Source organism: Gimesia sp. (genome assembly GCF_048260065.1).
Classification (GTDB): domain Bacteria; phylum Planctomycetota; class Planctomycetia; order Planctomycetales; family Planctomycetaceae; genus Gimesia.
Genome location: NZ_JBLXHC010000005.1, coordinates 109131 through 134426, shown reverse-complemented (window position 1 = coordinate 134426; position 25296 = coordinate 109131). Strand labels below are relative to the sequence as shown.

Sequence of the window (25296 nt, the reverse complement as noted above, 5' to 3'; positions counted from 1 at the left end):
TGTCCATCTTGACATCAGTTTCACGAATCAGAAGGAATACAGGACCACTTAGAAGGAATTTGCTGGCGATTCATTGGGAAATTCCATAAAAAACAGGTCAACCCTGTCTTCCCAGTCCAGCAGGCGACGTTCGCCGACGATCAGGCTTGCCTGCATGGCTCCGTCGTCTGCGTCATCGTAACCCAGCAGGTGCCCGAGTTCATGCAGGAAGACGGTCCTGAGATCGATCTTGCCGAGAGCAATCGTGCTCCCAAATGGGACTGCATACAAAGTGAAAGGCCCGGTCTCATAAAATTCACTGTTGTCGTCGGGGGTGTTATCCACAAACCAGCCGTAACCGGCGGCGTTGACGTCGATATAAATCGTGCCGTGGACTGTATTGCTTAATACCCCTTGGGGAAGATCGGTGATCACGATGTCAACCTGCGCCAGTTTTGCATTTTCTGCGGAAGTCAGTTGCGATTCGAGAGACTCCACGACACTGTTCAACATGGTCTCCGCTGTCGCCTGTTCGACGGGTGTGGCACTCAACTGTGGTAACAGCGTAGGCTCGACTGTTAAATGCTTCTGATGGGATTCGGGGAAATCTCGAGGATAATTAGTCGCAGCCTGATTGGCTTTGCTCTTGCCGTAGTTGCTCACCAGTTGAATCAGATCGCGATAATTGATCAGATCATTCTGATCATAGTCGGCGAACCAGCCATAGTCGGATGCTGTCTCCGTGGGAGCGACTCCATAGATACTGACCAGTTGGATCAGATCACGATAGTCGATCCGGTCGTCATCGTTGAGATCATAAGGATTTGCGAAGACCAGCGTTTCGGGAGCGGTTCCCTGTACCTCTTCCGTAGCGATGTTGCCCACCAGTTGGATCTCGGTCTGGTCAACCGTGAACTCAGGACTCTCTGGAATCATGATCTGACCTGCCAGATCGAGGTCGATGCCATCACTGGCCGTCGATTCAAACCGGATGCGGGCAAACAGCACATGTTGTGAGTCTCCCAGATCGGTCAGGTCTGTTTCAGCGGACAGATTTTCAATCATGCCTGTCAGATCATTGATGGTTCCTGTCTGATTGATGGTGAAACCGGCACCGTATTCAATGCCGACAGCCGTGGTAATCGCGGTGTTGTAGCTCAGGTTCATGGCTGCAGACAACACTCCCAGATCATTTGCAGCGGTTGTACTGATCCAGATTTCGAGCCAGTAACCTTTCCATTCGTCGATCCAGGTCAGGTTGTCCGGCAGGGCAGTCGCCTCTCCGTTGTTTTGAGTGGTCGTCTTTACGTCGACCACCCGGAGCTCAATCTGGGCTAACGTGTGCTGAACTTCGAAGGCACCGATGTCGATGGTCCCATCTGCAATGCGTTCATACCCTTCGCCGCGCTGGTCCTGAGTGACGGCTCTGCGATTGATGATGTCCGGGTTCGTGTCATCCAGAGCATCATTGTCGCCGCCGTTGATGGCGGCACTGCCTGGTAACAGCGCATGTGTTTTCGTTACACCACCATTGTCTCTCAAAACGGGATCGAGTAAACCTGCCACGCTGTCCTGGATGATGCTGTTTGTGTTTGAGACATAGCGTAGAACTTGCGGAGTCGAAGGAGCCGTATTACCGGCTACAATCGAATTGGTGATCTTACCAGAAAGACCGGAAAACGCATAGATCCCCCCCCCGATTCTGGTCGCAGCGTTTCCGGTCAAAGTGGAATTGATGATCTCCCAGGGATAACTCTGATAATCAAAGGCGATGCCGCCACCAACCACGAGAGCCGTATTTCCGGAAAGGGTGCTGTTTTGCAGTACCAGGGATCTCTGAGAATAAATCCCCCCTCCCCAGGCTTGCGCGGAATTCTTTTCGAACAGGCTGTTCTGGATCGTCAGGTTATCACAATAACTGCTGATACCCCCTCCGTTTAATCTTGCCGAATTTTTGATAAAGGTGGAATCCGTGACAAGAATATTTTCTCCACTTAAATACAGCGCGCCTCCCGAACTGGCACTGTTTTCTGAAAAGTGACTGTTTTCGATGTAAGCTGTGTAAAAGGAACTATAAAGAGAGAGCTCAGACCAATAACTCACGGCCCCACCTATGGATGTTGTTGTATTGCCCTGGAAGATACAGTCCGTGATGCTCAATTCCGTAAAGACCGGAGGGAAGGTCGACGAGATCTGATGATAAATCGCCCCCCCTGTACCGGAACTGTTTTCAGTAAAGACCGTATCGCTGACTGTTAAAACTCCCTGCGTGACATAAATGCCTCCGCCTAAGGTATCACTGGTGTTTTGCGTGAATGTGCTGGACGAAACTGTCAGGTCACCGTCTTGAACGAGGACTGCTCCTCCCGCATAGAAGGTTTGATTTTCTGTGAAATCGCATCCCGTAATTCTCAAAAAACCCTCGGTGCTGTAGATGGCGCCGCCAAACCAGTCTGCGGTGTTGCGGAGAAACGTGCTGTTCGTCACCTTCAGATCGCCGGCACTGTAGATGGCTCCGCCGTAGCTGCCGCCGTAAGTTGGACCATTTAAAACACTGGCCTGATTGTCTGCAAACACGACATCGGTAATGGACAAGGTTTCCAGACTGTGAATAGCGCCACCACTTGAGTAGTTGGCGAACCCGTTGTTCAGAGTGAAATCGCTCAATTCCACACTGATGGAAGTCTCTGCCTCCCCGTCATCAATACGAAAGAGACGGTGGGTACCGGAACCGCTGAGAGTCAGGTGCTCGGCTCCGTGTCCGATGATAGTCACGTCATCGGTAATCACCAGCTCATTATTAATGATGAGTGTCTGATCAAAGAGACTGGCAGCAAAGGTGATGGTATCCGTGGTGTCTGATTCATTCGACAACTTGATCGCTTCCCGCAAAGACAAGTTGCCGGCAGAATAATCACCGTCATCGATATCCGTGGCTGAGTCAACGAGAAAGTGTAAGGACTTCGATTCGAAAGCACCGATGTCAACAACCCCATTTTCATAACGGAAGAAACCAGTGCCGCGCTGGTCTGTGGTAAGTGCTAGACTTGCCACTGCGAAAGTATGACCGGCATCGATTGCAGCACTGCCGAAGAGAAGCGCATGTGTTTTAGTGGGACCACCGTTATCTCGAAGGACAGGGTCGATTAAACCCGCAAGACTTGCCTGGATAATATTTGCATACCCTGTGATCTCGCTGGTGGACTCTGCGAATGTTTGAGTCCCGGAACCGGAAATATTCCCTGCAACGATCGAGTTGACAATTCTCACCGTGTCAAAAATGTAAACTGCAACGCCGCCTCCGTCATTCACTGCTTCATTGTTGATAATTGTGCAATTTAAGATTTCTGGAACGTCATGCTCTTCCACACCAGAATAGTATATACCTCCTCCCTTTCCAGCATATGCTGAATAGGAATCTGCACCAGTATAATTTCCAGAGATCGTGCAATTAATTATACTTGATTGGCTGGAAGCGATGTAGATTCCACCTCCTGCGACACCTGACTGGTTATCAGAGATCGTGCAATTTTGAATTCTTAAATCAGGATCGAAAACACTATAAATCCCCCCTCCTGATCCAGCTGCTGAGTTATTTGAAATCGTAGTATTAAAAATTGATAATTCGGAAGAACTGGCATAGATGCCCGCTGCCATCCCTGCTGAATTATCCGAGATGGTACAATCTTCAATCGTGATGAGTCCGTTGAGACTATAAATTCCACCACCTGAACTGCTCGCAATATTTCCGGAAATTACACAGCTTGAAATCAGTCTTGATTCATCCTGGATTCCGAAGGAAAAGTAAATCCCCCCTCCTGATGTAGCAGAGTTCCCAGTGAAAACACTATCCTCAATCGTTGCATTCTCTTTAGAATGGTATACTCCACCACCGGAAAAACCAGAATTCTGATCAAAGACACTATTTCTGATGGTGAGTTCGGCCTCCCGGTTATAAATACCACCCCCACTACTTGAAGCGTGATTATCTAAGAACCTGCTTTCGAAAACATTCAGCTTTGCAGTGAAGCTATTAGTAAAAGATTTCTTATTATAAATTCCTGCGCCATCTCTGGCTGAGTTCTCTGAAAATTCAGAACCTGATACGTTCAACAATTTGGCTTCACTGTAAATCCCGCCACCGAGCCATTCAGCCGTATTTCCAGCAAATGTGGAGTTTGTAACATACACCTCACCCAAAGAACTCAAGGTAGAAATGCCACCGCCTCGACTACTGGCTATATTCCCGACAAAAGAACTGTCACTAACTGATAGTGTCCCACTGATATTATAAATCCCGCCTCCGTGGGAAGCCTCGTTATGCGAGAAGATACATCTTTCGACATTAAGAATATTATCTACTCCATTCCAAATACTCCCGCCGTCAAAATCTACTTCATTATTTGAAAAGGTACAGTCTAAAACCGTCAGATTTTCTCTGTTGAAGATGGCTCCACCGTCTCCTCCGAATTCATACCCATTGATGAGTGAGAGTCCACTCATGACGACAGAAATGAGAGCTTGCGAATTATTGTCTGTGATCTCAAAAATACGACTCTGACGATTTGCATCGAGCGTCAGTTGATCGGCCCCGAGCCCGGTAAGTGTCAGGTCATCAGAAATCCACAACTCATCGCTCAGCACAATCGACTGCCCGGCCAGCGCAGCGTCGAACGTAATCGTATCCGCGCCTTCGTTCGCGTTGGCCTGTGCGATCGCGTCGCGGAGACTGCCTGCACCAGAGTCGTTTGTGTTGACCACTGTGAAGGCGGTCAGCAGCGTGCGGTCTTCCAGCGTCTCAATGACATTGCGGGAAACCAGTGCCTGGACGGACGGGGTCTGAGATCCATACTGCCGATCACGGCGCGCGCGACGGGCGCGGTAACAACGGTTACGGAGCCTGCGGTTTAGTGTGGTCAGCCACTGCGAATGAAACATCTATTAAAATCCGGGTTGGAATCTGGAAGGAACCAGATCAAGCGTATCAGTGTGAGTCATTGTAAAAAAATATTTTGAGTCTAATGAAACAGGGTTATGAGCCCGTTTTGTCAGGGTGGGTTCACTGCCCTTCAGAAGACAATCAAATCTGTTTCCTCTGTCAGGTCTGTGAAGAACTGATCGGCGGCGTCTTCGGTGGAGAATTCGGGGGCTGCGGATGTTGGTATTTTCGGGAGTTCTTCTTCTGTTTCGTCTCGGCTACCGACCAGGGAATCAAGGTCGTTCAAGATGTCTGTTTCTTGATTTTCAACCGGGCTGCCGGGCAGGTCGATCAGAGTCAGTCCGCTGTGATAAGCGAATTCATTGTTCGAGAGGAAATTCGCAGCGGCAAAGGAATAGTCTGGCTGCACATGATAATTGAATAGCAGGGTGCCCGGTATCTGATCATTGAAATCGGGTATGTTGCCGGCAGGCTCCGGATTGATCCAGACCGGATGATCCGGTGACCGATTCACAATCACTTCGCTGGCAGCCCCATCCGTCATGCGAATATTGAGTTGATCGAGTATGATTTCCGGATTGATCAAAGATGTTCGAGATTGATGATCGTGTTCCCAGTCGATGGAATCAACGCTGTTCGCGTGAAACTGAATGCGGACAAACAGTGTATACTGATCATCGCCGACATCTGCGCGGGTTGTTTCTGCCGAGAGATTTTCAATCGTCCCCGTATCCTGATTGATGGTTCCAGACTGATGTTCTGTGAAGGCAGCACCATATTCAATACTGAGGGCAGTCGCGGCGGTGGTGTTGTAATTCAAATTGAAGCTGGCAGACTGAATTCCCGGATTGGTAGAAGCAGGAGTATTGAGCCAGATTTCGAGCCAGTAATTTCCTGTCTCGTCCAGCCAGACCCGGCTTCCCGGCAGCCGTTCCCATTCGCCGTTGTCGAGCCTCCTTGTCTTCGAAGTGGAAAACCGAAAATCAACCTCGGTGAAGGGCCCCTGCACTTCGAACGCCCCAATATCAACGGTTCCCTCTTTGATGCGCTGTGATCCCTCACCGCGCTGGTCTGTAGCAAGACCGGCTGCTGTGGCGGCCTGATTGTCGCCCGCATTAATCGCCGCGCTGCCTGGCAGTAATGCATGCGTTTTCGTAGGGCCGCCGTTATCGCGCAGCACGGGGTCCAGCAGCCCGTCAATACTGTCCTGGATGATATTGAAACCACCGTCAAATTCGCCTTTAAGCTGAGCGGAGGAGGTGGCTACGTTTCCTGCAATGATGTTGTTATTGAGCTTGGGTGTGAGAAATGTAGCGGCTGCGCTGATCGAGATACCGCCGCCTGACTGACCAGCCGAATTACCGGTAATGGTACAATTGGTAATGGAATAAGTTATCGATAAAATTAGATCAGATACAATATAAATAGATGATGGTCGTAAAGCGTAATCAGCGTAATCGTCGTTTTGAACAGGTCGAATTGCCAGAGCTGTTGAATCCACCGTACTCAATGATAGATCTGATGTCAGTAAGTTATCAGTTGTCTCAGGAACCTGCGAAAGCGTGGTGTGAATGGCTGGTTCAATCCGAATGAGGCCTGGATCAGCAACAGTTTCCACTGAAACCAATGGTACCATTGTAATCAAAGGCCTTGGGACAGAGAAACCAGAATACGGAGCATAAGAAACCCCTCCTCCCTCAATCCCAGCATGATTAGCAGAAATGGTACTGTTTAAGAGAACCAGACTGCTAAAATAATTATAGATGCCACCACCATTAAATAACGCCGTATTATGAGCGAGTGTGCTTCCGAAAATTCTCAGGTTTCCGTCAGAGTAAATACCGGCCCCGTACCCGGCTTTATTATTTGTGATGGAAGAGTTCTCGACCGTCAATCCAGAGTGAACCAGAATCCCGCCACCAGCCTGTTGCGCCACATTCCCGGAAATACTGCTGTTGGAAATCGTGAACACACCAGAGCGATGATAAATACCGGCTCCATTTAAAGCGGTATTGGCAGTGACCTGGCTGTCGGTGATTGTGATTGCACCCTGGTTATTGTAAATAGCGCCGCCATTAACGGCCGTATTTGCTGTGAAGGTGCAGTCGGAAATCGTGAATTCTGAACGGGAGCGATCAGTATTGACACTTTGATAAGCTCCTTTTAGCACGGAGGAGCTAATGGGCATGTTGGTACACCAGTCAATATAGTAGTCTGGAGGGCTGATATAAGAACTGTATAAAGCCCCTCCCTGATTTGCTGAATTCTCACTGAAACTGGTACCAGTCATTGTGACCAGATTAAACTGGTAATCTAATGAGCGGATATTAGGTTGAAATAATATAGGATAATAAAGTTCTGCTTGTAGAGTATGAGCTGCATAGCGGGAGACTCCCTGCAGGGTATAGATTCCCCCTCCCAGTTCCGTGGCAGTATTGCGAAAGAATGTGCTCCCCGAAATAATCAAATCCTGTGTAGCGTTATAAATTCCGCCACCATAGGCTGCTGTATTGCCTGCGAACAGAGTATCGGTAATCGTCAACAAGGCACCGATGTGATAGATCCCCCCTCCAGCACTGGACGCTGCATTTTCTGCAACGATGCTGTCAGACAACGAAAGCGTTTCGTAGTTCAGAATGGCGGCTCCCTGTTCAGCGAATCCATTCGTAAATGTGAGACCACTGATTTCAACAGTGATGTTTGTATTTTTGTCACCATCATCGACATTGAAGATACGGGAATTTCCATTTCCACTGATCGTGAGTTGATCGGCGCCCAGCCCGACGATGTGCATCCCGGTTGAAATCAGGAGTTCACTCTCCAGCAATATCGTCCCCCCCGCCAGGGAGTTACTGAAGGTAATCTGATCGGTATCAAATGTCTGATTCGCCAGTTTGATGGCTTCGCGCAATGAGAGGTGACCGCTGGAATAGTCGCCGTCATCTTCGTCGGAAAGTGTATCGACCACCAGATTCAAGGCGTGATATTCCACCGCACCAATATCAACCGTGCCTGCATAAATCCGCTGATGGTCTCCGCCGCGCTGGTCTGTGGTCAGCCCTGCTTCTGTGGCGGCCTGATTGTCGCCCGCATTAATCGCTGCACTGCCTGGCAGTAATGCATGCGTTTTAGTGGGACCGCCGTTATCACGCAACACAGGGTCCAACAGCCCCTCAATACTGTCCTGGATGATGTTGAATTCGGTTGTGATACTACTCGAAACCTGCCGATAAGTCTCTGCAGAATTTCCGGCAATAATATTATTTACCATGTCATCATAGGAATTACCTGAGATGAAAATTCCACCACCCGATCCAAGAGCGGAATTATTGACGATGGTACAATTTTCCAGATTGAATTTCGGTTTGAACGTTTCAATGGTCCTGAGAGATGGACTGATATAAGATAATTCCCAATCAACCAGATCACTTACAGACGGGCTGAGGGTGGAGGGAATGAGCAAACTCATTTCTTCAGAAGTGAGCACGGTTGTAGCACAACCCAGAATTGGTTGAGAAACCGTATAAATTCGAGAGCCAGATAAATAGACTCCTCCCCCATCCAGGTTTGCAGAATTGCCGGAAAGCGTACTGTTGGAGAGCTTGATATTTCCCCCTGAACTGTAAATCCCACCCCCCGATTCTGTCGCCGAGTTTTGAAATATCGTGCTGTTAACTGCTGATATCACTCCGTGGTTAGTATAAATCCCCCCTCCTGATTTCAGTGCGCTATTATCTGAGACAGTACTGTTCGTAATCGTCATGTGCCCAAGCGAGTTACAAAGCCCTCCCCCGTTTGAGCCTGATGAATTATTTGAGATCAGACTATCATTGATATCTATGATACTGTTACCAGAATAGATAGCACCCCCTGATTTCAATGACGTGTTTTCAATGAAAGTGCTGTTTTGGATCAATATTTCCGGCATTGGAATCTGGAGTGCCGTTTCGAAAAATGCTCCACCATGCTCCGCAGAATTATAAGAAAAGCTGGAGTCATTAATGATTATGGAACAGTTAAGTGCACTGATGGCACCTCCATACTCCAAAGCATCGTTGCTGAAAAAATTGCAATTGGTGACTGACAGCATACCATCCGAATGATAGAGTCCTCCCCCCTTGCTCGATGCTTCATTGAAGTAAAGTTGAGTATCAGACAAAGTCAGATTTCCATGACTCAGAATTGCTCCGCCCTTTTCAGCGTAGCCCCTTATCAGGTTGAGGCCACTGATGGAAACCTGGATCGTGGTCTCTGCATCGCCTTCATGAATATTAAAAATACGGCTGTCGCCGTTTCCATCGATTGTGAGTAGACCGCCCAGACCAGTGATGGTCAGATCATCGGTGATCTGCAACTCATCGCCGAGCACTATCGTCCGCCCCCTGAGTGAGGCGTCGAAGGAAATCGTGTCTGCTCCTGCATTCGCATTCGCAGCTTCGATGGCAGCCCGCAGACTGCCCTCTCCTGAGTCGTTGGTGTTGACCACCGTGAAAGCGGTCAGCAGCATACGGTCTTCGAGCAGTTCGACCGCATGGCGGGGGGTGGCGCGCGCGATACAGGGGGTGCAGGCGTGTCTGTTCCGGTGCTGTCTACTACGGGCGCTCTGCCTGGAACGGCTGCGGTATTGCTGCTGGAGAGTACTGAGCCAGTGGAATGGGAACATGGGGATTATCCGGTTGCGAATCACGCTGTCGTAACAATTGGACACATTCAGTTTAGTAACATGTATACTACCGTAAGCTGGAGTAGATACAAAGAATACTTGATGAACCCTGGCAGATATCCATGGTAATTAATGTTCACATGTCGGCTTCGAAATTCAGTACGAAAGCCATTTATAACAAAGGAATTACTGACCTGAGCACTACTGACTGCTGTTTATCTGCAGGTAGATTGTGACATTCGGTTAGAATTCGCAGGCTCTGTTTTGAGACACTGCCTGATGTACAGGCGGGGCTGACGCCTTTCCCAATGTCCGTTCAAAGGAGGTGACTTTTCATGGGATGCTGGTCTGTGATGCTCTCGTATCTGTCTGTCGGATTTCTGAACGGAAGCGCTCTCACGCGCTGCCTGCGATTAGAAAATTCTCGCGAACGGCGTTCACCAGTCAAGGCGATATCCCGCGATACCGGTGTGAAGCTGGCGGACAGCTTGCCACTGCGAAGTGATGTCGCGCCGAACGGTGTCGACCCGCAGGTATTGGAACTGCTCATCGGGAACAGGTGGCAGTGCTGGCTGATGCCAGGGTGTTTTACAAAGGGACTTTTATGGTGCTCTCCCGCGCAGGTGCGAAGTTTTCTACTGCTCATAGAACTGGACACGCGCGCGACTCACTTCAACGCAGTTTCCAAAACCGTATCGGCAGGTCAAGATACATTTTCAGGACCATTTTTATACAGCGGTTGAGAGCAGGTAGGGAAAGTTTGAGTCAGCCGGTGTTATGGATTTTCAGGTAATCTTTGCGAATAAATGAAATTTCATTCAGCCAAACTGTCATACCCGTCGTTCTTCTTCTTTTCAGATGGGAGCGGATGTGTATAATCCGATACGTTTTGAATTTCACCTTTATGGATTGGAGTGAGAATGTTTGAATGGCTGGCCAGCCCGGAAGCCTGGATTGCGTTGGCGACCCTCGCGTCGCTGGAGATCGTTCTGGGAATCGACAACATCATTTTCATATCCATTCTCGTCGGGAGGCTGCCGGAAAAACAACGGGACCTCGCCCGATCACTGGGGCTGGGCCTGGCGATGGTCGCGCGACTGATTCTGCTGTTTTCCATCTCGTGGGTAATGGGATTAACCGAGCCCTGGTTCTCTGTATTCGAATGGGAATTCTCAGGACGGGATCTGATCCTGATTGGTGGCGGCCTGTTTCTGCTGGCGAAAGCGACCCACGAAATTCATAACAGCCTGGAAGGGGGGCCGCATGCAGAAACAGAAACCAACGCTGTGCAGGCCAGTTTTGGATCGGTGCTGGTACAGATTGGTGTGCTGGATATTGTCTTCTCGCTGGATTCGGTAATCACTGCAGTCGGACTGTCGGACCATGTTTCGCTGATGGCGATTGCCATTATCCTGTCTGTCGCCGTAATGCTGTTTGCCGCCAAGCCGATCGGCGATTTTGTGGATGATCACCCGACGATCAAAATTCTGGCGCTGTCATTTCTGATCATGGTTGGCGTGACGCTGATGGTGGAAGGGTTCGGCGTGCATGTGCCCAAAGGATATATCTATTTCGCGATGGCATTTTCCGTTTCGGTCGAAATGCTCAACCTGCGGATGCGAAAAAATCAGTCGAAGCCAGTACAACTGCATAAACAACTGGGCGAGAGTGAAATCAACTCACTCTCACCCGAGAATACTCCATCCTCTCAGGGTTCCTGAACCGTCGGTTCGTGATCGTTCCATTTGACATTGGGGACGGGTTGTTTGACATCACCGGTCGCCGCCCATTCGGTGCCCCGTTGTAATGTGATCTGGAAGCCGGTTCCCTGCAGTGCCGTCACATCATGACCCAGCGTGGTGTGGAATACGCGCCCTTTACCGTAATCGATGGTCATCATGATCGGCTCATGTTCGCCGGTGCCCCGCTGCTCGGGTTCGGAGTAAGCAGTCGCCAGGATGCTGACGTTTTTCGCGGGGCCTCTGAGTTTGCCGTAGACTTCGTCAGCGGGATGCATCCACTCCTGGGGAAGACCTTTCACGATGGGATGCTCGGGCTGGCGGACTTTGACGACGACCGGAATTCTCGCACCGTGTGTGCCTCCACGACCGGCGGAGGTGTCTTCGATCCACTCCCCTTCGCGGAGCCTCAGCATGGGACCCGATTTTTCATCGCGGCCTCCCCAGCCGCCGACGGCGATCATTTCGTTGTACGCAGGCCATTCGGGGAAGGCGTTGTCGGCGGCATGGTACGAAACAAAACCGCCGCCGTTGCTGACGTACTCGTCGAAAGCCTGCTGCACTTCTTTGGGCCAGTTTTCGCCGTTATAGTTGCTGACAATCACATCGTACTTTTTGAAATCGGGGCGCCACTTCTTCCAGAGCGCCGGGTTCTCTTTCTGCAGTCGGGCGACTTCGGCTTCCCAGGCCTTCAGGTATTCTGCGAACTGCTTTTCCTGTTCGGGTGTCAGTTCCTTGTTGGCCGGCTTACGTGGTTTGCGGGGAGCGCCCGGCGGTGTGGTGGAGACTTCCACGGTGAACTTCCCTGAATTCTCCAGGATCTTTTTAATCAGCGGCGTCGTCAACTGCCATTGATGATTGTTCTGTCCGTCTATAAGTAGAACCGAAAGCTTGTCCTGCTGATCCTGGCTGTTTGTCTGTTGTTCTTTCTGTTCCGCCTGATTGGAAGCCAGGCAGGAAACCGAGCAGCAGGTGAGGAAACAGAGCAATGAAAATCGGACTAAAAAAGTTGAGCACTTCAACGGATTTCTCCTCGGTTGGATCGGATATGAATCAGGTTCTGATCATTTTAAGGTAGCAGCAGACGGGCCGTATGTCACGTAAAAACGAAGCGTAGAAGTTCACTTTGGTATTCAAACCGCTGGGATCCATCAACTTATACTGGCCAGCGGAGTTTGATATGAGTGCACTTTGATCGCGATTGAATTATAATTCCAGGATATTGAGATTTCATAAAACCTGGCATCATTCCCAGATCAAAACGGATATAATCATGAAACAAGTCGCCATTATTACCGGTGGAAGTCGAGGCATTGGCGCGGCAACATCGCTGCTGGCTGCACAAAAAGGATACGCCGTCTGTGTGAATTATCGCAGCGATCAAACTTCAGCAGAGGCGGTGGTTTCACGAATTCAGCAGGCGGGAGGATCTGCCATCGCGGTGCAGGCGGATGTCGCCGTGGAAGCTGATGTGGAACGGCTTTTTAAAACGACAGACGAACAACTGGGAACGGTGACGGCGCTGGTAAACAACGCGGGGATTCTGGAACAGCAGATGCCTGTCATCGAAATGGATGTGGCGCGCTGGCAGCGGATCTTTGCCACGAATGTGTTTGGCAGCTTCCTGTGTGCGCGGGCCGCGATCCAGCGAATGTCGACTCTAACGGGGGGACCAGGTGGAGCGATTGTGAATGTCTCCTCGCTGGCAGCGCGGGCGGGATCTCCATTTGAATACGTGGACTATGCGGCTTCGAAAGGAGCCATCGATACGTTTACGATTGGACTGTCGAAGGAAGTCGCCGAGGCAGGGATTCGCGTGAATGCGGTGCGACCCGGATTTATCGATACGGAAATGCACGCCAGTGGCGGAGAGCCGAACCGGATAGAACGTGTGAAAGCCAATGTCCCACTCAAGCGAGGGGGAACAGCGGAGGAAGTCGCATATGCCATTTTGTGGCTGCTGTCTGATGAAGCCGGCTACACTACAGGTGGGTTTATCGATATTGCCGGCGGGCGATAAAAAAAGCAGGAGCCCCGGATGGGAGTCTCCTGCTTGAAATTCGTTTGACGAATGCAAGACGGCTTAGAGAGTCTTTTCGCCTTTTTTCCAGTTACAGGGAACGTTTTCACCTGTCTGGAGTGCATCGAGAACACGCAGAACTTCTTCGACGTTTCGTCCGACGCTCAGACCGTGAATCGCCAGCCACTGACAGACACCGGTTGGATCGATCAGGAAGATACCACGCAGTGCGATACCAGCGTCTTCTTTGAGCACGCCGTAATCGCGAGACAGTTTGTGAGTACCATCGGCCAGCATCGGGTATTTCAGACCACCCAGCTGAGGATCAGCGTCGCACCAGCCTTTGTGAGAGTACTTGCTGTCGGTGCTGGCAGTCAGAACCTGGCAGTTACGTGATTCGAACTCGCCCAGAGATTCATTGAATGCGACCAGTTCTGTTGGACAGACGAATGTGAAGTCCAGCGGATAGAAGAACAGGCAAACCCACTTGCCTTTGAAATCTTCCAGTTTGTAGTCTTTGAATGAATCAGAGGCGCGATCGTAACCCTGCAGTGCAAAATCGGGAGCGGGTTGCATAACTTGAACTGTCATTAGTTTTTACTTACCTTCAAAATATTGGTGATAGAAATATTGTTTCCAACAGCATGCGGGTCGATCGGATAGCGAAGCAACCCGCATGATGAGCGTCAGTTTTAGAGACCAGCCTTGATGACTGCCAGTGAACCGGGAGATTTTTCAGGATCTTTCCCCTGAGTTCCGAAGACGGTCAGATACAGGTTGCCTTCTTTGTCAAAGGCGATGGCGGCTGGCTTGTCCAGTGAGATCACTTTTTCAGCGGTCACTTTATCGCCGTCGATTTTCAGTTCGAACAGTCCACCTTTGGTGGCGTCGACCCAGGAGAAATCAGTGGCGTACAGCTTCTTGGTTTTGGGGCTGTAAGCCAGGCCAGCGATATCGCTCAGACCGGTTTTCAGGCTCTTGGTGAGTTTGCCTGTTTTGGGATCGTAGAAGGTCAGCAGGCTGTCGCCGGCGACATTGACTTCACCCATCTGGCCGATAACCAGTTCTTTTCCATCCAGAGAGAATGTGATCGCGACAGGAGCATCAACATTGGTTGCTTCTTTGGTCGCAATGCTGGGTTCCAGCGGACCGGCTTTACCCTCTTTGATGACGGACTTGGCGACCCAGCCTTTGGTATCGTCGCCATTACAGGTGATGAAGATCGCGCCATCACCGACAGCGACGCCGTAGAAGTTTCCTTCACCCTTGGCAGATTTGTCGCCGGCTTTGATGGGACCGAGAGTCTGGACGGCGGTGTCTTCTTTGACCCATTTTTCCAGAGGTTTGTCGCCGACTTTGTAGATGCGAACCAGTTCTTCTGCATCGGGACGGCTGCCGTCACCTACGACGAGGTGATCTTTATCCATGAAAGCGACGCCCAGGGGTCCAATGTTGTATTTAGGACCTTTGCCGTATACGTCGGTCGGGTAACCGGCGATTTCGAGATCGACGGTTTTCCCTTTGGCGTCATAGCGATACACACCATAGCGGCTGGCAACGAAGACGTGCCCGGTACCATCCTGGATGGCGATACCGCTGGGGCTTTCGAGGTTGGTCACCAGAGTTTTTACAGTGACAGCCGGCTTTTTAGGCTCTTCCTTCTTGGGTTCCTCTTTCTTAGGCTCTTCCTTTTTAGGAGCAGGCTTGGTCTCTTCTTTCTTAGGTTCTTCTTTTTTGGGCTCCTCTTTCTTGGGAGCTTCTTTTTTGGGCTCCTCTTTCTTGGGAGCTTCTTTTTTAGGTTCTTCCTTGGCGGCTTCCTTTTTGTCATCGCCTTTTTTGTCACCTTTTTCATCGGCAACCAGGTAAGAACTTCCGAGCAACAGGCAGGCTGCGGTCAGGCAGAATGCGGTTGCTTTCAAGATTCGTTGTAAATTCCACTGCATGGTGTTCATCTTCCTTTGAAAAAGGGATTTTCAATTAGTTTGCGTCTCGTCTTCAGATAAGAGACATCCGCCGAGAGAGTTTCAATCAGGGTAACTCAGGTTCTTTATGCTCAGGATAATTTGAACTGGAGAGGCCTTCTTTCATGAAGGTCACCAGGTCATCGACTTCCTGAGGGGTTAAATTCAGTTTGAAGATTTCTTCGTCGAGAAATTCGTTGGGAATGCCCCCTTTATTATAGTGATCTACAACTTCTTTCAAAGTCTTCATGCTGCCATCGTGCATATAAGGAGCAGATCGGGCAATATCACGCAACGCGGGTGTTTTGAAGCTGCCATGATCGCCGCCCAGATTACTGATGGCTTTGCGACCGGCGTCCGGTTCTTTCGCATCCATTCCTACGCCGATATTATGAAAGGCATGGTCGGTGAAAGTCGGTCCGGAATGGCAGGAACTGCAGGCGGCTTTCCCGAAGAACAGCTGCATGCCCCGCTGTGCGGATTCGGAGAGCGCCTTTTTGTCGCCTGCTTTAAAGCGATCGTAGGGAGCGTCGCCACACAGAATGGTTCGCTCATAAGTGGCGATGGCCTTCGCGATATTTTCTTCTGTGGCATCAGAGCCAAAGATTTTCTGGAACTGTTTTTTGTAGCCGGGAATCGCGTTGATTCGATCGACAGCTTCTTTATGAGTCAGATTCATCTCAATCGGGTTGGCGATCGGGCCGAGTGCCTGTTCTTCCAGCGATCCGGCACGGCCGTCCCAGAAATGAAATTTGTTGTAGGCGGCATTGATCACCGTGGGTGAGTTGCGGCCCCCCTTCTGGCCTTTGAAGCCGGTCGCAAACTGATCGGCGTTGCTGTAACCCTTTTCAGGGGAATGGCAGCTGGCACAGGAAATGGTATTGTCACGTGAGAGCCGTTTGTCAAAATACAACTGTTTTCCCAACGCGATTTTTTCGGCTGTGGGAGGGTTGTCTTCCGGAAATACAATCGGAGGCAGTCCGAGGGGAACCTTAATGACCGGTTCTTCAGCCTGGCTCAGGGAAATACTGAAACTGGCGGCCAGAGCACACACGACCCCTGCCGACAGGGTTCGCGCGAAGATGCGAGAGGTTGCAGTTGTCATGATTTTTCCTCAGTAGAACGACTCAGATAGCTGATACAGGATCGCAGAACGCCGTTTCAGGGGAGGAAGCATCACATTCTGATAATGTGCACACTGACCGATCAGCCCTGAAACAGAACAGCTGCTTTAACTGTTTATTTTTAGTTGCTCGGCTCAGGACTGCAAGTCACTATCGAGAGGGAATTGCGTTGAAAGTAAGAATTTCACAGGATTTAAGGCGGCAAGCCTGCTGCGTAATCGGTTGAAAGCAGCCGAGTTACCGATGCCGGTTCCAGGAGAGCGCCAGCGGAATCGTGGCGAAGGGAGCATAAGCGAGTGCATATAACGAGAGTAAAAAGACGTACAGACAGATTGTCAGCATCGCATCCCGCTCCGTCGGTGCAGGAAATTTCAGCCAGATCGCGGCCAGAGAACCGACCAGCCACAGTCCGCCGACGATTCCTGCCGTCGATACTTTCGTTAACCCTCTGCGACAGGCGGTGATAAAAGCGGTCACCACACCAACACAGATCAGGAAAGCAAGCAGCAGGAAGAATGCCATCAGCAGATAGCCAAAGTTTTGAGAATCAGAAACTCGATCCGTGAAATAGCCAATAAAGACAAAGAGACCAAAGCAGCCGAAAATGCTTCCGATTACCAGAAAATAAAACCAGGAACGCCCCGTCCAGAACACGGAAATCACATTCGCAGCGATTGCCCAGAAAAGAGCCAGGGAACACAGAAAGTACACAGCATCGCCGAGCCAGAACATCAGCATTCGGTATGCGACCATTGATATCTGTTCTCCCTGCAGCAGCCAGGGGGCGACATATATCAGCATATTCAACATCAAGCCCGCCTGAATCAGCAGACTGGAATAGAGCACGGTTTTGAACAGGTTCCTGAATAAGGCGCCTGCGAAGTCGCGATCCGATAATGGGGCGACTGCCAGAAAACCTTTCATTTCCGTTCTGCCCGGTCCGCATGTCCCTTCTCCGACGATTAGCCCCACCACGAGCGCAGCAATGATCGAGAACATCAGATAGATTTGCACAAAGCCATTGGACATTTGAATGGGACCGGCACCAAACTCTTTTCGCATGACCGTATTGAGAACCAGAACAGCAATCCCAAACAGCCCACCGCCCAAAATCACCGCGCGCTGGCAACTGTCGCGCCAATGCAGTCGAGCAAGTGCCGCCCGATGCGATTCCAGTGTTGTGTGTCTGCTGGAACTCGTACCGGTGATGAGGGAGTGATACCAGTCGCGCGTCCCAATCCATTGGGAACTGGGCACAGCAGTTCCGGAACGGATGCCGGCAAAAGCGCGCGTTCCCTGATACCAGGCCGCCAGACTCACCAGCTGCATCAGCACAAATTCACCAAGCGTGACGTGACTCCAGGGGACGGCTTCCGCCTGAAATCCGTGCGGAAAATAACGGGAGACAAACCACCAGAACAGTGCCACAACAATTCCCACACTCAAGATGATGCGTGTATAGCTGGGGGCATTCAACGTCCAGAAAATCGCATGACCGGTCAGGATCAGAGTCACCAGAAAGAGGACCGGACCCGAAACGGGCCAGTAGTCGGAGAGCCAGCGTTCATCAAAAAACAAAGCCCGGTAGGCACCATTGGTCGCCAGTTGCAGGACGACAACCAGCCCCACCATCGCCAGCATCAGCCACGTCGCAATCGCGCGGGAAGAGATCGGTAATCCGCGACAATACTTCTGGCTGCCGGCCAGCGCCCGCACGGTGATCGTCAGAAAAATCACCCAGGATATTCCCAGATATGTAAAATGCAGGTTGAAGATTTCCTGATCAGTGTAGGGAACTCTATCTCCCTGCAGTCGCATCAGAATTCGAATCATCAAGGGCACGACCACCAGCGCAGCGACGGCGATTGAGGCACCGGGCCAGGCTCGTTTACAGAAACTTTTTGTCGTCGAAATCAAGGCAGATGACATCAGGAGACCTCAGTTTAATCATATCAAAATGGCAATCAGACTCTTTGCATCATTAATCATTCAACTCAAATTTACCGATGCCGGTTCCAGGAGAGCGCCAGCGGAATCGTGGCGAAGGGAGCGAGAACCAGGGCTCCGAGTGACGCGCAGAGCAGTAATAACCCCCAATTGACGCCGTGAACGTTTTGTGAGCCTTCCAGCATCCATATCAGAGTTCCTGCGAGAGAACACAACCAGAGCACCAGTGCCACCATAGCGCCTGTTTGCGAAATCAGCTTCCTGCGCCAGGCAACCACATACGCGACGATGGTGCCCACACAAATCAACTGAGGCGGCAATACCAGCAGCACGATTGACAGGTAATGATAGAGAATCGAATTTCGAAACAAAGTACTTCCGAGATTCAGCAGAACAATATAGAAGGCAATCCCCCCAAAGAAAACGCCGATCGCTGTAAAGTAAAACCAGGTACGACCGGTCCAGAATACGGAAACCATATTGGCTGCTATGACCCAGAAACCGATGACCAGCAAAAACACAGGCATAATTGAACCTCCCCCTCGAATGACGGGAGAGAGCAGCACCTGAAACACCTCAGCTCCATGCCAGATCCCGGCGATGATCAGGCTGAGAGTGAGCGCAACGACGATACTCATAAATATCAACCCCAGTGTTTTGAGCAGATTGCGAAACAGGGTTGAATTCAGATCGCGATCGACCAGCGGCGCTTTGGCAAGGAACTGCTTCATTTCGGTTCGACCTGCTCCCGTGGTCCCTTCCCCTAAAATGACGGCGGCGACAATCGCTGCAATCAGCCCGAAGAACATGGAGGAAACACAAAAAGTCTCTACAAGCTGATTGAAATTGATCTCACTGGCGCGAGCAGGATGAATTTTGAAGATGACCAGGAGATTAATCACCAGACAGGTCAGTCCGAATCCCACACCTGAGATCAACGCTGCCCGTTGACAGGAATCCCGCCAGTGCAATCGGGCCAGCGATGTTTTTCTTGAAAGGGGAACCGTCACCTGCTCGGGGACAGAGCCGGTCAGCAAAGCATTCCACCAGACGCGAACCTGTTCCCACTGAGGGCTGGGCAGAGCCGTACCATTTCGCACGTGGGCAAAGGCACGGGTTCCCTGGAACCATGAGGCAATACACACCACTTGCATCAGAATGAATTCACCCAGAGAGACATTCCGCCAGGGAACGATTTTTTCCTGGTAGCCGGCGGGATAGTAGCGGGAGATGAACCACCAGAACAGCGCGACAATCGCTGCCGTCCAGAAAACGCATTTTGTCAGACTGGGTGCATGCAGGCTCCAGTACGCAGCATGTCCGATCAGAATCAATGTCACCATAAACAGCAGTGGCCCCAGTAAAGGCCAGTAGTCCGTCAGCCAGCGATCGTCGAAAAACAGAACACGATACAGACCGTTGGTCACCAGTTGCAGCGCGACTACCAGCCCCACCATCGAGAGCATCATCCAGGTGGCGATGGAAGTGGAAGAGACCGGTAGACCCAGACAGAATTTCTCGCTGCCGGTCAGCGCCTGCAGACAGACCCCCAGAAAAAAGATGTACGACACCCCGAGGTAGGCAAAGTGATAATCGAACACATTCTGTTCGAGATGTTCCAGGCTCAACCCCTGCAGTCGCATGATGATCCGGGAAATCAACGGTCCCAGCACCAGCGTTCCCACCGCCAGAGCAGCACCGAGCCAGGCACGTTTACAGAAATTTCTGGTCGTCATATAAAAAGCAGATGACATCAGCGACACCTCAACTTTCAGGAAGATTCAATACAACATCCCATTCTCGTTTCACACCATGCATAACCGTCAGCGATGTCGATTCCACGAGAGCGCCAAAGGAATCGTGGCGAACGGCGCAACGATCAAAGCGATCAGTGCAGCAGTCAGCAATATCCAGAACACGTGATCGGACTTTATGGTCTGCTGGTAGACTCCGATTTCAAACAGGGACAGACTGGCAAGGGAAAAGCACAACGCCGCATAACCAGTTCGTTTTTGAATTAAGCAGCGTTTGCCGGCATCCAGAAAAGCGCCGACCGTCACACTGATGATCGTCAGTGTCATCACAAGAATGACGATTTTTTCCAGCAACTGTACGGCTTCATGGAATCCCTGGGAGGCCAGAATCTGACTGATAACCATGATACTGAAATTACCACCTATCACGACGCCGACAATCGTGTTGCAGATCCACTGACGCCCCGTCCAGCACAGAGCTAGTATATTGGCCGCCAGAATCCAGAACCCGATGATCCCCAGGCTGGAATAGATCAGGTTCTGTTTCAGCCAGTCACCCATGTCGTAATTTGAGTGATAGATGGTCGTTCCCTGCATCAACGTAAAGCCGACATAACTGAGCAGCAGCGCCAGTTGCAGCATCACAGTGCACGCCAGGCAGGTTTTCCACAGGTTGCCGAACAGCGAAGCAGACAATTCCCGGTCTGAGAGTGGCGTCATCGCCAGGAAGCGATTCATCTCGGCGTTGCCTGTTCCGGTAACACTGCCCGCCAGCATCACGGTCACGCCAATCGCCGCGATACCTGAAAGCACGAGCGTAGTAATCTGAAAAGTACCGGAAAGTTCCAGCAGGTTATTCAACTCCGGACTGCTGGAATCATACAGGGAAGCAGCCGTCAGGTTGACGATCAGAACTGCCACACTCAACAGCCCCCCACCCACAATGACGGCCCGCTGACAGAAACCACTCCAGTGCATCTGTGCCAGTGTCATTCTCCGAGACAGTGGAACCGGCATCCGTTCGGGAATGTCTCCGGTCATGACCGCCGTCCACCAGAGCTGTACCCGATCCCATTCAGGCGATGGCGTGGCCGCACCATTGCGAATGTGGGAGTAGGCGCGAATCCCCCCCAGCCAGGCAAACAGACTGACCAGTTGCAGTGTGACAAATTCTGTCAGCGTAACATGACTCCAGGGGACAATGCCGCGTGCAAAACCATTGGGATAATACCGGGTAACAAACCAGTAGAACAGCAGACCAAAGGCTGTCGTCCAGCCTGCCACTTTTAGAAAACCGGGAGCATGCAGACTCCAGAAACAGTCATAACCGACAATCACCAGCGTGCCAACAAACAACAGCGGCCCCAGCACGGGCCAATAGTCGGCAAGCCAGTGTTCGTCAAAAAAGACCAGTCGATACAGGCCATTCGTCACCAGGCTGAGCAGGACCACAATCCCCGCTGTAGAAAACATCAGGCCGCTGGCGATCCTGGCAGAAGAAATCGGCAACCCCCGAATCATCTGCTGCGACCCCTGCAGCGCATGCAGACAGACGCCGATAAACGTGATCCAGGAGGTCGCGAGAAACGCAAAGTGAAACGTAAACGGCTTGATACTGCCGAAATCCGTTGGTCCCTCCAGCAGGTAAATCAGCTCCCGAAACGAGAGCGGCCCCAATACCAGCAGACAGACCGCCAGCACCGCTGCCAGCCAGGCACGCTTCGTATATGTTTTTGAGATTACAAAAAGCAGATGTGTCATGATTTCACCACAAACTCATTGATCCAAAATTTACAATTGAAAAACTACTCATCACTGATGCCGGTTCCACGAGACCACCAGGGGAATCGTCGCGAAAGGGAGCACGGTGAATACCAGCAAGGCGGACAATAAAAACAAGTCTGATTTCGAGGAATCCCAGAAGGCGATGCAGAGCAGCAGAGAAAACAGGGCCGCCCGCCAGATCGTCTTCCCGCCGATCAGAGCAGAGCGATACGCGTGCCAAAAAGCGAGAACTGTTCCCCCCAGGATCAGGCAGGCATCCAGTAGAATCACTGGCGTCCGTAAAACGGGCAGCAGTTCACTCACGGTAACGGAAAAAATCAGCAAAACAATCAGCGAGGCTACAACCCACAACCCAACGCTTTGACGGGGGAACCAGAAGACTGAAATGAAATTCAGCATGATGGACCAGTAAGACAATATCCCGATGACACCTAAACCGATCAAAGTCGCAACCAGTTCACGCTCGACCAGCCACTGCCAGTCTGAACTGATCACTCCCAGTCCCTGGATCAGGGCATACAGGAGATAACTCCCTCCCACACCGAGAAGAATCATCGCCAGCAGCACCAGCATCCCCGCCTTGAGAATGTTCTGTTTCAACGCTGCTGCAAGTTCCCGATCTGTGAGAGGGACGGAAACCCAATAGTCCTTGATCTGCTGATTCGGCTGGGGTGCAACTGAGTATGCCTGCTTGAGCCCCAAAACGACAACTGCAATCTGCATGAACAGGTAGGTCAGATACATCACAGGCAGGAGGTAACCAGGTCTCGGATATGCACCGGGTTTCGCCCAGATGAAAAAGGCAGCCAGATTGCAGCAGAATGCCACGCCCGCCAGACCGAATCCGATGAGCACGCCACTGCGACAGGAGTTGCGCCAGTGCACCTGCTTCAGTGTGGCGATCGCAGTTTGCGAACGGGGATCGGTCTCTCTGTCAGAGCGCGCCCCCACTGCCAGTCTGTTCCACCATTGCTTCATCAATTCCCAGGCGGGACCGGGCTGTGCCGTGCCGGAACGGATCTGCGCGAAGGCACCGGTTCCCAGGTACCAGGCGCCCAGCGAGACGCCCAGCATCGTCCCCCATTCCCCCGAGGTCACCCGGTTCCAAGGCTCTAGACCTTCATTGAAACCATCCGGATAAAACCGGGCAACAAACCAGACCAGCATCCCCGGCAACAGGATGATGCCTGCCAGCAGACGAGGCAGACTGGGATTCTGCAGCAGCCAGTAAAAACAATATCCAACAAGAATCAAGGTCACGAGAAATAAGAGCGGTCCCTTCAGTGGCCAAAAATTGCTCAGCCCGCGTTGATCCAGAATCAGGAGACGGTACAGTCCATTTGTCATCAGTTGCATCGCGACAAACATTGCTACCACAGTCAACATCATCCAGCTGGCAATGACACGAGACGATACAGGAAGTCCCAGACAGATCTTCCGACAATCCTTTATCACTTCCATACTGACATTCATGAAAATCGCGCTGGACATGCACAGATACGAAAAATAATACAATGCATAATCGGTGAAGAATCGATTCCCACATCGCCAGGAGACTGGTCCTGCCAGGTACTGTTCGATTCTCAAAAACGCAAAGGGAATGAGTACAAACAACCCCGACCAGAACAGTACCGGCGGCCAGGCACGCTTCCAGATCAGTCGAGTTGTCATGACAAAGGCAGATGACATTGGTTGCACCTAAAACAATTATCGATGCCGGTTCCACGAGACCGCCAGGGGGATCGTCGCGAAGGGGAGCACTGTGAATACCAGCAAGGCAGACAATAAAACCCGGTCGCAAAACAGGTCTGATTTCCAGAAATTCCAGAAGGCGATGCAGAGCAACAGATAAAACAGGGCCGCCCGCCAGATCGTCTTCCCGCCGATCAGAGAAGAGCGATACGCGTGTAGAAAAGCGAGAACCGAGATTCCCCAGATCAGGCAGGCATCCAGCAGAAAGGCCGTCGCTCGTAGCCCAGGAATCAAATCGCTAATTAATAACGAAACACAGAACAGAAATGTGAGGGAGTACAAAGTTTTCCATCCTGCACAATGCACAGGTAGCCAGAAATATAAAATGGCGTTCGCAGCAACTGACCAGAAAAACAGCAGGTTAAGGACAACATAATAAAAGGCATTCAATACAAGATAAGTTTCGTACTCACATATCCATTCCCAGTCAGCTCTGACAAGCCACATTCCCTGGTTCAGGACGAACAGGAAATAACTCCCCCCCAATGCCACTGGAACGATAATCAGAAACAGCAGCGTGACACACCTCAAGATGTTTTCCAGGAACGCAGTTGCAAGTTCCCGATCTGACAGGGGGAGGATGCCCCAGTAACCTTTCATCTGCAGGTTGGCTTTTGTCGAAAGCGAAATCCCTAGTTGGAATACTAACACGATAATGCCAATCAGCAGAAATAGTCCGGTAAAATTCAGGTAACCGGAAATATAGAGTGGTCTAACGTCAGGGAAATAGGGATCCGGACGTTCAAAAAGCGCGGCCAGATTAATCAGAAATGCCATACCTGCCAGAACGCCTCCGATCAGAATTACCTTGCGGCACGATTCTCGCCAGTGTGTTTGCATCAGTGTGGCGGTTGCGGTTTGCGGGTGCTGATTGTGCTGCTTCGCTGCCTTACCTACAGCCAGTGTTTTGTACCATTGCTTGCAGCTTTCCCAGGCGGGGCTGGGAAGTGCCGTGCCGGAGCGAAGTTGAGCAAAGGCGCCGATCCCCAGATACCAGGCTCCGATCGAGACACTGAGCATGGTCCCAAATTCACTCGGAGTCACCCGGCTCCAGGGAAGCACGTCTCCGCCAAAACCGTCGGGATAAAATCGAGAAACAAACCAGACCAGCATCCCGGCGATCAGGATGGCTGAGGCACAAAGTCGCGTCAGACTGGGTGCCTTCATCAACCAGAAAATAGCATGACCAACCAGAATCAGCGTCACAAGAAACAACAGCGTTCCCGTTAGCGGCCAGTAATCCGTCAGCCAGTTTTGGTCAAAGAACAGCAGGCGGTAGAGACCATTTGTCAACAGTTGCATCGAGAGAAACAGTGTCACCGCCGTGAACATCAATCCGCTGGCAATCGTACGAGACGGAACAGGCAAGCCAAGACAATACTTCCTTAAGCCTGATGTCACCCCCACAGAAAGTCCCATAAATACAAAGCTGGAGAGGAAAATATAGTAGATAAAGTGGAAGCCAAACTTGAACATGTCGGAATTACTGCTGCTCCCAGGTTCTGCCATCAATTCCTGCACCTTTAAAATCACGTAGGGAACCAGCACGAACATGGCGACACAAGTCAGCACCAGCGGCCAGGCACGCTTCCAGATGAGTCGAGTTGTCATAACAAAGGCAGATGACATTGGT

The 25296-nt window shown here is 51.1% G+C and carries 14 protein-coding genes; 3 read left to right on the top strand and 11 right to left on the bottom strand.

Going from position 1 to position 25296, the window contains the following annotated elements:
* Positions 1-48: 48 nt before the first annotated feature.
* Complete coding sequence (locus ACN0YN_RS11185; RefSeq protein WP_417385100.1) at positions 49-4917, bottom strand: choice-of-anchor Q domain-containing protein; 4869 nt, start codon at positions 4915-4917, stop codon at positions 49-51.
* 131 nt (positions 4918-5048) lie between these two features.
* Positions 5049-9581: a choice-of-anchor Q domain-containing protein gene (locus tag ACN0YN_RS11180; protein ID WP_417385099.1), complete on the bottom strand. Its 4533-nt coding sequence runs from the start codon at positions 9579-9581 to the stop codon at positions 5049-5051.
* 335 nt (positions 9582-9916) lie between these two features.
* On the opposite strand from ACN0YN_RS11180, the gene ACN0YN_RS11175 reads away from it, so the two are divergent.
* The gene (locus tag ACN0YN_RS11175; protein ID WP_417385098.1) at positions 9917-10324 is read left to right on the top strand and encodes a hypothetical protein; all 408 of its coding nucleotides are present in this window, start codon (positions 9917-9919) and stop codon (positions 10322-10324) included.
* A gap of 177 nt (positions 10325-10501) precedes the next feature.
* Positions 10502-11302, top strand: a complete 801-nt coding sequence (locus tag ACN0YN_RS11170) for a TerC family protein (RefSeq protein WP_417385097.1) — start codon at positions 10502-10504, stop codon at positions 11300-11302.
* On the opposite strand, the gene ACN0YN_RS11165 is transcribed toward ACN0YN_RS11170, so the two are convergent.
* Complete coding sequence (locus ACN0YN_RS11165; RefSeq protein ID WP_417385096.1) at positions 11290-12342, bottom strand: ThuA domain-containing protein; 1053 nt, start codon at positions 12340-12342, stop codon at positions 11290-11292. The genes ACN0YN_RS11170 and ACN0YN_RS11165 overlap by 13 nt on opposite strands.
* 251 nt (positions 12343-12593) lie before the next feature.
* Between ACN0YN_RS11165 and ACN0YN_RS11160 the strand changes: the two genes are divergently transcribed.
* Positions 12594-13340: an SDR family oxidoreductase gene (locus ACN0YN_RS11160; RefSeq protein WP_417385095.1), complete on the top strand. Its 747-nt coding sequence runs from the start codon at positions 12594-12596 to the stop codon at positions 13338-13340.
* 63 nt (positions 13341-13403) lie between these two features.
* Here the strand turns inward: ACN0YN_RS11160 and ACN0YN_RS11155 are convergent, their stop codons facing one another.
* The 8 genes from ACN0YN_RS11155 to ACN0YN_RS11120 all read right to left on the bottom strand — a co-directional run bounded on the left by ACN0YN_RS11155 (position 13404) and on the right by ACN0YN_RS11120 (position 25292).
* Complete coding sequence (locus ACN0YN_RS11155; RefSeq protein WP_417385094.1) at positions 13404-13931, bottom strand: peroxiredoxin; 528 nt, start codon at positions 13929-13931, stop codon at positions 13404-13406.
* Between the two features lie 101 nt (positions 13932-14032).
* Positions 14033-15283: a hypothetical protein gene (locus ACN0YN_RS11150; protein WP_417385093.1), complete on the bottom strand. Its 1251-nt coding sequence runs from the start codon at positions 15281-15283 to the stop codon at positions 14033-14035.
* Positions 15284-15368: 85 nt separating this feature from the next.
* On the bottom strand, positions 15369-16406 hold the full coding sequence (locus ACN0YN_RS11145; protein WP_417385092.1) for a cytochrome-c peroxidase: 1038 nt from the start codon (positions 16404-16406) through the stop codon (positions 15369-15371).
* Positions 16407-16662: 256 nt separating this feature from the next.
* Positions 16663-18354: a hypothetical protein gene (locus ACN0YN_RS11140; RefSeq protein ID WP_417385091.1), complete on the bottom strand. Its 1692-nt coding sequence runs from the start codon at positions 18352-18354 to the stop codon at positions 16663-16665.
* A 71-nt stretch (positions 18355-18425) separates the two neighbouring features.
* The gene (locus tag ACN0YN_RS11135; RefSeq protein WP_417385090.1) at positions 18426-20126 is read right to left on the bottom strand and encodes a hypothetical protein; all 1701 of its coding nucleotides are present in this window, start codon (positions 20124-20126) and stop codon (positions 18426-18428) included.
* Positions 20127-20195: 69 nt separating this feature from the next.
* Entirely contained in the window at positions 20196-21887 is a 1692-nt protein-coding gene (locus ACN0YN_RS11130; protein WP_417385089.1) for a hypothetical protein, read from the bottom strand.
* A gap of 51 nt (positions 21888-21938) precedes the next feature.
* Positions 21939-23600 carry a hypothetical protein gene (locus tag ACN0YN_RS11125; protein WP_417385088.1) on the bottom strand — a complete coding sequence of 554 codons (1662 nt, stop codon included), beginning with the start codon at positions 23598-23600 and terminating at the stop codon, positions 21939-21941.
* 18 nt (positions 23601-23618) lie between these two features.
* Positions 23619-25292 (bottom strand): hypothetical protein, encoded by a 1674-nt coding sequence (locus ACN0YN_RS11120; protein ID WP_417385086.1) that lies wholly within the window; start codon positions 25290-25292, stop codon positions 23619-23621.
* Positions 25293-25296: the final 4 nt, after the last annotated feature.

Coding starts and splice junctions, on each gene's coding strand:
- ACN0YN_RS11160 (WP_417385095.1), top strand. CDS start 12,594: ATGAAACAAGTCGCCATTATTACCGGTGGAAGTCGAGGCATTGGCGCG.
- ACN0YN_RS11145 (WP_417385092.1), bottom strand. CDS start 16,406: ATGACAACTGCAACCTCTCGCATCTTCGCGCGAACCCTGTCGGCAGGG.
- ACN0YN_RS11155 (WP_417385094.1), bottom strand. CDS start 13,931: ATGACAGTTCAAGTTATGCAACCCGCTCCCGATTTTGCACTGCAGGGT.
- ACN0YN_RS11180 (WP_417385099.1), bottom strand. CDS start 9,581: ATGTTCCCATTCCACTGGCTCAGTACTCTCCAGCAGCAATACCGCAGC.
- ACN0YN_RS11125 (WP_417385088.1), bottom strand. CDS start 23,600: ATGTCATCTGCCTTTGTCATGACAACTCGACTGATCTGGAAGCGTGCC.
- ACN0YN_RS11120 (WP_417385086.1), bottom strand. CDS start 25,292: ATGTCATCTGCCTTTGTTATGACAACTCGACTCATCTGGAAGCGTGCC.
- ACN0YN_RS11185 (WP_417385100.1), bottom strand. CDS start 4,917: ATGTTTCATTCGCAGTGGCTGACCACACTAAACCGCAGGCTCCGTAAC.
- ACN0YN_RS11130 (WP_417385089.1), bottom strand. CDS start 21,887: ATGACACATCTGCTTTTTGTAATCTCAAAAACATATACGAAGCGTGCC.
- ACN0YN_RS11150 (WP_417385093.1), bottom strand. CDS start 15,283: ATGCAGTGGAATTTACAACGAATCTTGAAAGCAACCGCATTCTGCCTG.
- ACN0YN_RS11140 (WP_417385091.1), bottom strand. CDS start 18,354: ATGTCATCTGCCTTGATTTCGACGACAAAAAGTTTCTGTAAACGAGCC.
- ACN0YN_RS11175 (WP_417385098.1), top strand. CDS start 9,917: ATGGGATGCTGGTCTGTGATGCTCTCGTATCTGTCTGTCGGATTTCTG.
- ACN0YN_RS11170 (WP_417385097.1), top strand. CDS start 10,502: ATGTTTGAATGGCTGGCCAGCCCGGAAGCCTGGATTGCGTTGGCGACC.
- ACN0YN_RS11135 (WP_417385090.1), bottom strand. CDS start 20,126: ATGTCATCTGCTTTTTATATGACGACCAGAAATTTCTGTAAACGTGCC.